This window comes from Moritella sp. JT01, assembly GCF_001574435.1.
Lineage (GTDB): Bacteria > Pseudomonadota > Gammaproteobacteria > Enterobacterales > Moritellaceae > Moritella.
The window spans coordinates 38,770-51,098 of the sequence record NZ_LOCN01000024.1 but is presented as its reverse complement, the minus strand read 5'-3'; the positions used below and the strand labels follow the sequence as shown (position 1 = coordinate 51,098).

11 protein-coding genes are annotated in these 12,329 nt (G+C 37.7%); 5 read left to right on the top strand and 6 right to left on the bottom strand.

Going from position 1 to position 12,329, the window contains the following annotated elements:
• The first annotated feature begins 81 nt into the window (after positions 1-81).
• The gene (locus tag AKG98_RS17330) at positions 82-819 is read left to right on the top strand and encodes a copper homeostasis protein CutC (protein ID WP_067048778.1); all 738 of its coding nucleotides are present in this window, start codon (positions 82-84) and stop codon (positions 817-819) included.
• 18 nt (positions 820-837) lie between these two features.
• Here the strand turns inward: AKG98_RS17330 and AKG98_RS17325 are convergent, their stop codons facing one another.
• Positions 838-1,161: an NGG1p interacting factor NIF3 gene (locus tag AKG98_RS17325; RefSeq protein WP_067048775.1), complete on the bottom strand. Its 324-nt coding sequence runs from the start codon at positions 1,159-1,161 to the stop codon at positions 838-840.
• Between the two features lie 125 nt (positions 1,162-1,286).
• On the opposite strand from AKG98_RS17325, the gene AKG98_RS17320 reads away from it, so the two are divergent.
• Entirely contained in the window at positions 1,287-2,075 is a 789-nt protein-coding gene (locus tag AKG98_RS17320) for a potassium channel family protein (RefSeq protein ID WP_067048772.1), read from the top strand.
• A 7-nt stretch (positions 2,076-2,082) separates the two neighbouring features.
• On the opposite strand, the gene AKG98_RS17315 is transcribed toward AKG98_RS17320, so the two are convergent.
• Positions 2,083-4,752 (bottom strand): ATP-binding protein, encoded by a 2,670-nt coding sequence (locus tag AKG98_RS17315; RefSeq protein ID WP_067048769.1) that lies wholly within the window; start codon positions 4,750-4,752, stop codon positions 2,083-2,085.
• Between the two features lie 95 nt (positions 4,753-4,847).
• Between AKG98_RS17315 and AKG98_RS17310 the strand changes: the two genes are divergently transcribed.
• Both AKG98_RS17310 and AKG98_RS17305 read left to right on the top strand, forming a co-directional pair.
• The gene (locus AKG98_RS17310) at positions 4,848-5,327 is read left to right on the top strand and encodes a hypothetical protein (protein WP_067048766.1); all 480 of its coding nucleotides are present in this window, start codon (positions 4,848-4,850) and stop codon (positions 5,325-5,327) included.
• A 3-nt stretch (positions 5,328-5,330) separates the two neighbouring features.
• A complete protein-coding gene (locus tag AKG98_RS17305; RefSeq protein ID WP_067048763.1) occupies positions 5,331-6,383 on the top strand; it encodes a hypothetical protein in 1,053 nt (350 codons plus the stop codon).
• Positions 6,384-6,482: 99 nt separating this feature from the next.
• Here AKG98_RS17305 and AKG98_RS17300 read toward each other — a convergent pair whose 3' ends face one another.
• Together AKG98_RS17300 and rluF are read right to left on the bottom strand one after the other, a co-directional pair.
• The gene (locus AKG98_RS17300; RefSeq protein ID WP_067048760.1) at positions 6,483-7,139 is read right to left on the bottom strand and encodes a hypothetical protein; all 657 of its coding nucleotides are present in this window, start codon (positions 7,137-7,139) and stop codon (positions 6,483-6,485) included.
• Between the two features lie 8 nt (positions 7,140-7,147).
• Positions 7,148-8,368, bottom strand: coding sequence for a 23S rRNA pseudouridine(2604) synthase RluF (gene rluF / locus AKG98_RS22745; RefSeq protein WP_067048757.1), 1,221 nt, complete (start codon positions 8,366-8,368; stop codon positions 7,148-7,150).
• Positions 8,369-8,629: 261 nt separating this feature from the next.
• On the opposite strand from rluF, the gene AKG98_RS17290 reads away from it, so the two are divergent.
• A complete protein-coding gene (locus AKG98_RS17290) occupies positions 8,630-9,478 on the top strand; it encodes a S1 RNA-binding domain-containing protein (RefSeq protein ID WP_067048755.1) in 849 nt (282 codons plus the stop codon).
• A gap of 113 nt (positions 9,479-9,591) precedes the next feature.
• Here the strand turns inward: AKG98_RS17290 and AKG98_RS17285 are convergent, their stop codons facing one another.
• Both AKG98_RS17285 and clpA read right to left on the bottom strand, forming a co-directional pair.
• The gene (locus AKG98_RS17285; protein WP_067048752.1) at positions 9,592-9,957 is read right to left on the bottom strand and encodes a hypothetical protein; all 366 of its coding nucleotides are present in this window, start codon (positions 9,955-9,957) and stop codon (positions 9,592-9,594) included.
• Between the two features lie 87 nt (positions 9,958-10,044).
• On the bottom strand, positions 10,045-12,321 hold the full coding sequence (clpA, locus tag AKG98_RS17280; RefSeq protein WP_067048749.1) for an ATP-dependent Clp protease ATP-binding subunit ClpA: 2,277 nt from the start codon (positions 12,319-12,321) through the stop codon (positions 10,045-10,047).
• Positions 12,322-12,329: the final 8 nt, after the last annotated feature.

Sequence of the window (12,329 nt, the reverse complement as noted above, 5' to 3'; positions counted from 1 at the left end):
GCGGCCTTAGTCGCCTTTTATACTTTCATATTATGTAAAACTGCCTATGCTGGCTTTATTATTTTTATTAAAGAGAAGCTTATGACAATTACAATAGAGGTATGTGTCGATAATATCGAGTCACTTCAAACGGCTCAGCAGGCTGGTGCAGATCGTATCGAATTGTGCTCGGCTTTAGCGTTAGGGGGACTAACCGCCAATGCAGGGTTTGTCCAAAAGTCTCTCGATCTAGCAACTATCCCCCTTTATGCAATAATCCGCCCTCGCGCGGGTGATTTTATATATAGCGAACAAGAAGTAGATATCATGGTTTCTGATATTAAATTCATGAAACTATTGGGTATCCAAGGTGTGGTCATCGGTGCATTAACACCAGAGGGGAATATTGATGAAGTCGCATTAAAACGTTTAATGGCGGCCTCTCGCGATATCGGCGTAACCTTCCATCGAGCCTTTGATTTATGTCATGATCCTAAACAAGCGTTAGAAATCTTAATTAATGCAGGCTGTGAACGCGTTTTAACATCTGGCCAACAAGCCAACGCTGAACAAGGTTGCGAGCTTATCAAAGAATTAATCATTCAAGCTGATGGCAGAATTAGTATTATGCCTGGTGCAGGCGTTAACCCCAAAAATGCTGAAAAGATCATCGCTATCACGCAAGCAAAAGAGCTACACTTATCGGGAAAGACAACAAGAAAAAGCGCAATGAAACCCCATTCAACAGTTAGAATGGGAACAGAGCAAGATGCAGACAGTTTAATCACTGTAACTTGTGCAAAAACAATTTCCGACATGGTCAGTGCAACCAATCACTAAGATAGGTTCTATTTTACGCTAGGGTAAATCATCAACATTGAGTGCTTGTAGAATATGATAAGCAGGTTCTTCATAAGGGTGGGCAGAAATCAATGCATTAATTGCAGCCCTTACATTATCTGCACTGCAAACCATTTCGACTCTAAACTCATCGACAAATTCTATTTCATTTAATGTACCGATATGTGGTTGGCTACCAAATAAGGGTTTAAATTGACCTGACCCTAAACATTGCCAGGCACAACGTGCATAATCACCGATAGTACCCGCGCCTACTTTAAACAGCGCTTGCTTAACATCGTCCACATTTTCTTGCGGCACATAAAAAATAATAACAAACATAACTATACCTCGACTCCACGTTACACTATAACCACACTGATCCACTAAGTGATTATAAAAATATTTTGTTTTGCTACGCAGTAACGTTTATATTAATGAAATCAATGAATCAAGGCTGCTAACCTGTGCAAACAAAACTTAGAACTAATAATGATGTGAATCCATTTCAAATTTTCATGCTGATCTTATCACTACATGTTGTTGTTTCATCATTGATTCAGCTCATATTCCCACTGTCTAGTAACGTGAGCGAAATATTGACAAGTGTGGACAATATCATTTGTGTATTCTTTTTTACCGACTTTGTCATTCGCTTTTATCAAGCAGAGAATAAGCTACAATTTATGAAATGGGGCTGGATCGATTTATTATCGAGTATTCCTATGGTAGAGCAACTTCAATTTATACGTATCATTCGTATTGCACGAATCCTCCGGGCTATTCAGCATATTCGATCATCTAAGCTCGTCCTTAAAATGATCTTTGAACATCGCTTTAAAGCCACGTTCTCCTTAGTGTCTGCAATATCATTTGTGCTTGTAACCTTTGGTGCTGTCGGTATTTTACTGTTAGAACAAGCGCAAATAGGCAGTAACATCAATAATGGGGTGGATGCGCTTTGGTGGTCATTTGTCACCATAACAACGGTTGGTTATGGTGATTATTATCCTGTAACAACAGGTGGGCGTATCATCGCGGCACTACTCATGACAGCCGGTGTTGGTTTATTCGGCACATTTACTGGATTTATTTCCTCGTGGTTTGTTGATGGTGGAAAAGAGTCTAAAATAGAACAAACCTCAAATGTAGAGACCTTACATACGGAAGTCATGGCGTTAAAGCAGGATATTGCTGAACTGAAAATGTTATTACGTCAGCAACTCCCTACTTCAGAGCCTAAACAAGATCGATAATATCAGCTTAAGCGGCGCTTGCTAGCCGCTCAATTTTCTCGATAAGTAGATCTTTTTTAAATGGCTTAGGTACATAATCATTCATACCCACATCAAAACAACGTTGGATATCAGCATCCAGTACACTTGCGGTTAATGCAATAATGGGTGTTTGTGGTATCGAAAATGATTTTTCCCATTTCCGGATATGCTCTGTCGCTGTAAACCCATCCATGACTGGCATCATACAATCCATTAATATAGCCTTATACTTATGTTCACCAGAAGATACCATCGCGACAGCTTCTTCACCGTTATTAGCAATATGGCTTTCATAACCACACTGCTTTAATAGTAAGCTGGCAACTTTTTGATTAATCAAATTGTCTTCCACAATAAGGATAAGCATATTATCTGCTGCAATATCTTCAGTCATTATCTCATTAGATAAACTTGGCGCTCTACTTTTCTCTGATTCAGCCTTGTTCATCAGCGCTGATTTCATGGTTTTAAGTAATCGGTTACCAAGTAATGGCATAGTAGCTAAGCCATCAATTCTATTATCAAAATCATACTTTTCATCGGTATGTGACTGCACTAAAATAAAAGTATGGTTAAGCGCTAGTTTACTTAAAAAATCTATGTCCTTTAACGTTAGCTGAACACTATTTTGGCAATAAATAATCAACGGATTAATATCTTTATCCATCTCGTTGTTCGGTAAATCTTGCGTATAGACTACAGTTGTTATATCAGAAAAATTATTACGTGATAGTTCAGCACAAATACCATTACTAAAATACATTTCATTAGTAATAACCGTTACCTTCGTATTTGTTGGTACCATCTGCTGAGCGCGAATACCGGCAACTGAGTCTACGTAAATCGTAAAATAGAAATTACTCCCCTCACCTTTTACGGAATCAATATCGATTTTCCCACCCATTAATTCAACTAACTGGCTACTAATCGCTAACCCTAATCCAGTCCCACCGAACTCACGTGTAATTGAACCATCTTCTTGAGTGAAAGGTTCAAAAATTTTCTGTTGCTTATCGCCTTCAATGCCAGTACCAGTATCAGCAACAGAGAACGACAACTCGCATCGCTTATTTGAGAGTAATTTACAACTGAGTGATAAACTAACTTGACCACGATTGGTGAATTTAACAGCATTGGATAATAAGTTCATCAAGACCTGACGTAATCTATGCTCATCTAATAATAAGTCTGTCGGTAGTTCAGGGGTAATATTGACGATAATATCTAAGCTCTTGGATGCTGCAGTGGGGATAACAATTGCCACAGTATCGTAAATAACCTCTCGTAAATTACAGCTATGATTAGAAATGGTAAGGTGACCAGATTCAATTTTAGAAAAATCCAGAATATCATTAATTAATATAAGTAATGTTTGCGAGGAGTTTTCAATAATCGCAAGATGCTCCTGCTGTGACGGTGTTAACTTAGTGCTAGCTAATATATCGGACATGCCAATGACACCATTCAACGGGGTTCTAATTTCATGTGACATATTCGCTAAAAATGAACTTTTAGCAACGTTTGCCTGTTCAGCTAACTCCTTAGCCTGAATTATCTGACTTTCGTTCGTGTAGCGCTCTTCAATTAGCTTATTTAACATTTTAGCGAACGCACTAAATTCATCATTACCATCGATTTTCACTTTTAGTGAATAGTCATGGGTATCTTCAATACGCGTTAACGTGGCGATAATTTCTTTCAAGTTGCCAAGAATACGTTGAATCAGCATCCAACCTAAGTAAGATGCACAGAGTAATAATGCAGTAATGAAAATGCTCGATGCCATCACATGCATTTTAGCTTCAGCGACCTTTGTTTTAATCTTGATTGATAAGTTCGCACCTACATTTGACACAACTTGACTAATTAATGCTAAACGTTTGTCTAACACTGATATGTCGTAATTACTTGCGTTCATTTTGAAGTGCTTACTTTGAATCAAATTACGTAATGCATAACTGTCTATAAATGCCTTATCAGAAAATGTACTTTGCAAAAGAGAGATTTGGCTGTTATCGGCACTAATCGCAATAAATCGTTCAATAAACAGCTGTTGCCTTTCAACAATGGCAGGTAATAAGGATTTAACATTAACACTAGCACCTGAAACAATAAGGTTTATGTACCAGTTTTCTTCATTAGCCCAAAAATAAAGCCACTGTAATTGATACAATACCTCAATATTATTTTCTATTTCTTTATCGTTAAAATCGAGGTTATTTTTTTCTAATATAAGGAGTAACTGACTCGAAGAATCCGAAATCCAGCTAGACCAATCATTAACATCTTCGGCGCTAAGGCTCGTAAGCTCTTCAGCAGCACCGTCTAAATCCGATAATAAATCAATCGCGTTGTTACTTTGTTGTAAGGCTAAAGGTGCTAATCTTTTTAATTCATTGACAGCGTTCGTGAATGAAGTAAGTTCATCTTCATTCGCTACTATATCATTCGAAAGTTTGTTGATTCTTATACTATGCAGTAATGTATTTAAGTGTAACGACTCAGTGAGTAGTTCAATTCTATATTGAAGCTTATTTAGCTGGTTTAATGTAAACACAGACTCACTGACTCGATCGCCAATCAACAACGTGAGTAACAATAATGGAGATAATAATAAAATTATTAGTCGTTTTTTGATCGATAACGTATTAAGCATAAGTTTTTGACTTCCATGTAAAAATTAATTTGTTATTTACTCTTTTTCTTACTAACTTAAATGATAGGTAACAGAACTAAAATTAGCAGGTAAACATGTTTAAAGGATTAAACTTACGTAATTTTTGCGTTGGACTACTCATTTTTTCACTCTCGCCCCCATTTTATATCTCAGCTAAAGAAGAAATCGGAAAAGATGAAGGACGACGTTTTGCCGTATTTTCATTGAATAGTGCTTTTCCTAAGTTAAGTAAAAGCAAGGTAAGAATGATATATAAAGGAAAGGTAAAACGTATTAATAATGAAAATATTGAACTTGTTGATTTAACAGAAGATAATGATGACAAAGCCTGTTTTTATAAAAAACTACTTGGTAAATCGCTCTCTCAGATGAATGGTTATAGAGCAAGTTTAGCATTTTCGGGAAAAGGGAACCTACCCGTCACCATATCAAATAATGATATTGCATCCATACTCGATTGGTTGGAAGAAAACCCAAACGGTATTGCTTACGCCACCATAAAGTCATTACCAGAAAATGTTAATGTTTTATTCGTTTTAGATCCGGAGGAATAAAGCATGCATATATCAAAGATTTGCTTTATAGCAACAACACTATCAATAAGTACATTCGCAGTAAATGCAAAACTAAATATTACCGATAACATTTCGTTAAGTGGTTTTGGCTCGACTTCCATAACCCAGTCTAACAATGCAACACCACTCTATGTTAACCGGGAGATCACAGATAACACTTGTTACGATTGTGATACGACGTTAGGATTACAAGGTGATATCCGCTTTAATGATAACTTCAATACTTCGATTCAGATCGTAAAACGCCCTCAAGATAGCTGGTCATCGCCGAGGTTAGAATGGGCCTACATCGGTTATAGCGTATCAGATTTTAACTTAAAAGTTGGGCGATTACGGTTACCCCTGTTTCTAAGCTCTGAATACTACTATGTTGGACAAGCGTATACGTCAGCGAGACCTCCTCAAGAAGTATATAACTCGACCTTAGGGCTCACGTCTTATGATGGACTTTCTGGGACTTGGGATATCGAAATAAATGATGAGAGTTATTTAGCGGTAACGCCCTATATTGGTATAGAAAGTAATCGTGAGGTTGACATAGGTGACAATCAATATGGTTTTAATATAGAGAAAACGGTTGGTATACACAGTGAATTAAGCGGATTTGATTATCGAATTATGTTTAATTATGCGTATTTCGAATATGTCGTCGATGTAACAACACCGCAAGGAAGTATGCAACTCCCTGCAGACAACATTAGTATTTACACAGTAGGCACTGAATACTCTCTTGACCAATGGCTACTGACGGCTGAAGTACTTATCGATACAATGCATTTCAATTGGTATTCAAGCTTAGCTTATAATATTGATAAATTTACCCCTTACGTAACCTATGCTGAATCACACCACAGCCAAAACAATAATTCTCTGTTAATCGGACTACGTTATGATTTAACGACAACGGTATCACTTAATACAGAGTGGAAATACACGAATGCAAAAGGTGGGAGTAATGGTGAATTAATAACAACCCCTATCGATGGCGATACGAATGCTCAACTGTATACTTTAATGCTTAATTTTATCTTCTGATAAACGGTTTAATTTAGATACATAATTGAATAACTCAAAGTCGTTATGAAAGAGAATCAAACACGTCTTTGAGTTATTATAATTATTCACCTAAGAAACTTAGGACTGACTTTCTACTATATCCGCAATTATCTGCGCGCGCTCTGCTGCCGATATATTTAAATAAAGACGACTAACGCGAATTGCATAACCAAACTTATCTGTACCTAATCGTTTAACGAGTTCAGGTAATAGGACATCGTCAAGATGAAAAGTTTTGATGTAGTGTTCAATCGCGTGTTCAACACTGACAAAGTCCGTCCCATCAAACGTAAATCCACCCGCCTCATCATCGACAGCAAGTGGGACGCCCTCAAGACATAATGGCCAACCAGAATAGTTAATTCTGTCCTTTGCAATGGTATACATCATCCACGCACTACGCTTAAAACCTTCAAACGCAGCACCTTCAAATTCAGATTCTTGCAACTCTTGCTCGGTCCAATTTGAACCAATGCTTAATGCTTTTTGATATTTCCGTGTTAACGCTGCTTTTACGGCATTACGATATTGATAGATAGACTGGCTGCGGGCTTTTTTTACAAAAGACAGACATTCTGCGCATGCTGGTACAGATAAAGGCTCATGGGGCGCTTTATTTATATCATCCACAGAGAACGGTATATTGATCGTAGCATCTGATGGTTCACCACAAAACAAACATGTGTAGCGAACATCAAATGGTATGTCAATTTGAGGATAATTATCAGCTGACATTTATCGAATTACTTCTTTTTCAACGATAAGGTGCCTTTAACACGAGGCGCGGCGGATGTAGTCTTTACATTAGCCAGTTTCGCTTTTTCACGTTCCGCAATAATACTGAAACGAGTCACAGGTTTTTTTCGTTCTTTTCTCTTTTCAGCAGAGTCAAAACGAGCTCTTGATGCAATTTGTTCATCAGAAAAAGACGCAGGTTTATCTTGCTGAGCTATATCTGAAGACATATCAGTAGACACATTAGATGAAACATCAGAATCAGACGATTTTGCATTTTGCGTCCAGAAATTAGACGTCGGTTCATCTTGCTTATCTAGATCTGAGGTTGTTTCATTTTTATTCCAAAAATCTGAAGTCGCTTCATCATTCAAAACTTGACCAGGTGTTGCTGCATAGTCACCGTAGCCGAAACGCTTCTGACGTGCAGCACTGTTAACACCACGTTTTGAATGTACACCTTTTGTTTTTGGCTTTTCTTGACCATAGTCAGACGCTTCTTCTGTACTGCTTGAGCCTTCAACCATGCTATTGATTTCAGCCATTTCTTTATCAGTCAGTAAACGCCATTGACCCGTTGCTAAACCTTTCATATCAATATTCATAATACGTGTACGCGTTAGTGATTTCACTTGGAAACCAAAATATTCACACATACGTCGAATCTGTTGGTTAAGACCTTGCGTTAAAATTATTTTGAATTCAAAACGACCTTCGCGCGTCACTTTACAGGGTTTAGTGACCGTGTCTAAAATTGGCACACCGCGCGCCATATCCTTTAAAAATCGGTCAGTAACGGTACTATCAACTTTAACTATGTATTCTTTTTCGTGCGCATTACCTGCACGTAGAATTTTATTAACAATGTCACCATCATTCGTTAGAAAGATAAGACCTTCTGATGGTTTATCAAGACGACCGATTGGGAATATACGCGTACTGTAGTCAATCAAATCAATCACGTTACCTTGAATGTGACGTTCTGTCGTACAGGTAATACCTTCCGGCTTGTTTAGGGCAATATAGATACGTTTTTGTTTTTCTTTAACGGGTTTTCCATTTACAGAAACCATATCGCCATCTGACACTTTCGTTCCCATCTCTGGAATTTTACCATTAATGGTTACGCGACCTTGTTCAATTAAGCGGTCTGCCTCTCGGCGAGAGCAATAACCCGTGTCACTGATATATTTATTAAGTCGTGTTAGTTTGATGTCTTGTTGCGTCATGATAATTTATACTAATATTAAGGAAATTAGGAATTGCGAAAAGGTTTTGAGAACTTATACTTCAGAAAGACCGCAATTATGTGGGCGGAGTATAACAGAAGGCATTATTATCAAGCAATATTAGTGTATATATTTAACCGTTCAAGTAATTAATACTAATTCATCCGCAAATATTGGGTTTTTTCACGCTTCGTGGTACATTGCCCGCATTATTGGGTGATCTATAATAACCCTCATTATTTCAAGACAGAGCAAAGAACTATGGCAGAATTAGGTAAGTTAAATACCTTAGAAATTATCAAAGAAACTGGATCGGGTTTCTACCTGGACGGCGGTGTATTAGGTGAAATACTGTTACCTTTTACAAACTCACCATTAGATATAGATATCGGTGATGAGCTTGAGGTATTTATCTACCTTGATTCAGAAGACCGTATCATTGCAACAACACAAAAAGTACTTGGTGCTGTTGGCGAATTCGTCATGCTAAAAGTAAAACAAGTAAACAATGTGGGTGCATTCCTTGATTGGGGCTTAGACAAAGATCTTTTAGTTCCATACAGTGAACAGCGCATCCCATTACAAGTGGGTCGTGAATACCTTGTCGCTATTTACTTAGATCGTATTCACGGTCGTATTACAGCAACAACAAAGCTAGATCGTCACGTTGACAACACCCCTGCGCGTTACAAAATACACGAAGAAGTTGAGATCACCCCTGTTGATCCAACTGACCTTGGGTATAAAGTAATTGTAAATAACAGCCATTGGGGCGTTATTTACAAAAATGAAATGTTTAAGAAATTAAACCGTGGTGAAAAACAAAAAGCATACATTCAAAAAGTGCGTGAAGACGGTAAAATTGATATCTTACTTAATGAACCTGGTCATGGAAAAGTATCTGACTTTAGCCAAGTGCTATTATCAGAACTGAATAAAAATGGTGGTTTCATGGCGGTTACAGATAAAACAGACCCTGAAACAATATCTCGTTTATTTGGTGTGAGTAAAAAGACGTTCAAAAGCGCTGTAGGCCAACTATTCAAGAAAGGTATCATTGATATCGTTAAGACTGGTAACGTTGGCTTACAAGTTAAAGACAGTGAATAATGCATACTAGTCAGTCGTTGATTACGAAAAATAAGATATAGAGAGTAATCAAACTAATAGTAATAAAAATGGAAGCCAATTGGCTTCCATTTTTTATGCTTAGTCATTTTAGATTAATGAACAATTTGCGAAATAGTAACGTTAGCTTGTTTATCCATCTCAGCAGAGCCCAACATCATAATTAACTCATCGTCAGAATAAGCAGATAAATCGTTAGCTTGTTCAATAATATCTTCCATGACTGCGTTGACGTCACCATTCTGTACTCTGTGCCACTGATAAAAACTGATAAGTAATACTTGTAATACATAGTCTTCATCTAATAAAGCTACATCAATACCACTTTCTAATGCCACTGCTTCCAATGTTTCAATATCAAAGGAAATACTGCCATCATCATCAAGTTCAAGTCCTAATGAATCAAAACTAATCCCATCAGGGATACTAATTTCGACCCTAGTTAATGCGGAAATATCCATTTTGCATTCCCTCTTTAAGTCAAGCATAGATACAAAGTAACACTAATACGAAAAAAAACAACCTTCTAGCACTATTCAAAAATTAACTTATTCTGTCGCTGTAGCTGTCACTTTCACATCAGTAAACGTAAATGCGAGCTCATCACCCTTCAATTGAATGTCAACTGCGCCACCATTTATCAATTTACCGAACAAGATCTCATTAGCAAGGTTACGTTTAATTTTATCTTGAATAACACGGGCCATTGGTCTTGCGCCCATCGTTTTATCGTAACCTTTATCAGCTAACCATTTACGTGCATCGTTTGATACATGTAGGGTAACTTGTTTGTCATCTAACTGGGCTTCTAATTCAACCAAGAATTTATCAACGACCATATGGATAACACTCATATCAAGATGATTAAACCAGATAATGTTATCAAGACGATTTCGGAACTCAGGTGCAAACAATTTATTCACTTCGCCAAGCGCATCACTATTATTATCTTGCTCTTTAAAACCAATGGATTGACGAACAGTTTCCGTTGCACCAGCGTTAGTTGTCATCACTAAAATAATATTACGGAAATCAGCTTTACGACCATTGTTGTCCGTTAATGTACCGTTATCCATCACTTGTAATAACAAGTTAAATACATCTGGATGTGCTTTTTCAATTTCATCCAATAGCACAACAGCATGTGGTTGTTTGATAACCGCATCCGTCAACAGACCACCTTGATCATAACCAACATAACCAGGAGGCGCACCAATCAAACGAGATACGGTATGACGCTCCATGTATTCCGACATATCAAAACGGATCAGATCAACACCCATAATCTTAGCTAAACGCTGAGTCACTTCTGTTTTACCAACACCAGTAGGGCCAGCAAACAAGAAAGAGCCAATTGGTTTTGTTTCAGCGCCTAAACCAGAACGCGATAAACGAATTGCATCGGTCAGTACTTCAATCGCAGGATCTTGCCCAAACACAACCATCTTCAGATTTCGTTCTAAGTTTCGCAGTACGTCACGATCATTAGAAGAAACTGATTTTTCTGGTATACGAGCCATTTTTGCAATAATAGATTCAATTTCACTAATACCAATCGTTTTCTTACGTTTATTTATCGGTAACAAGCGTTGTTTAGCACCCGCTTCATCCATCACATCAATCGCCTTATCAGGTAATTGACGTTCATTAATGTACTTAGCAGATAACTCTGTTGCCGCACGTAACGCTTTAGCCGTATAACGTACATCATGATGCTCTTCGTAGCGAGACTTCAAACCTTGCAGAATTTTAACCGTATCATCAATAGAGGGTTCAACAATATCCACTTTTTGGAAACGGCGAGCTAACGCACTGTCTTTCTCAAAGATTTGACTGTACTCAGAGTATGTAGTCGAACCAAGACAACGTAACGTACCATTACTTAATAGTGGCTTAATTAAATTTGCGGCATCAAGTTGACCACCCGACGCGGCACCGGCCCCAACAATCGTGTGAATTTCATCGATAAATAAAATAGCATCATCGTGTTTTTGTAACTGTTTCAATAATGATTTAAAACGTTTTTCAAAATCACCACGGTACTTAGTACCAGCAAGTAGAGCGCCTAAATCGAGTGAAAATACCTGCGTATTTTTCATCACATCAGGGACTTCTTTATTGACGATTCGGTATGCGAGACCTTCTGCAATCGCCGTTTTTCCCACACCGGCTTCACCAACCAATAATGGGTTATTTTTACGGCGACGACATAATATTTGAATAGTACGATTTAGTTCTTCATTACGTCCAATTAATGGGTCAATCCGCCCTTCAACAACAGATTTATTGAGATTAGTAGAAAAGTTCTCAAGGTGAGTAGATTGATCTTCACTATCATTAATGACTTGTTCCGAAGCGTCATGACTATCTTCAATACCCGGTTCTTCATCATTTTTACGAATCCCGTGCGAAATGAAATTAATCACATCTAATCGGCTCATACCTGATTTTTTCAATATATAAGCAGCTTGTGATTCTTGCTCACTGAAGATTGCAACAAGTACATTCGCACCTGTCACTTCGTTATTACCTGAAGATTGCACATGGAACACAGCACGCTGTAACACACGTTGAAAGCCAAGCGTAGGCTGTGTTTCTTTCTCTTCATCCGATTCAGGTAAAATAGGTGTCGTTTGTTCTAAAAAAAGCAATAGTTCATCGCGAATAGCATCAATATCACCAGAGCAGCCTTTAATCGCTTCGCAAGCAGATTTATTATTCAGTAGTGAAACCAATAAGTGTTCGACCGTCATAAACTCATGACGATTTTCACGTGCAGTTTTAAACGCTTCATTGAGCGTTACTTCAAGATCTTTGCTTAACATAGGCATCT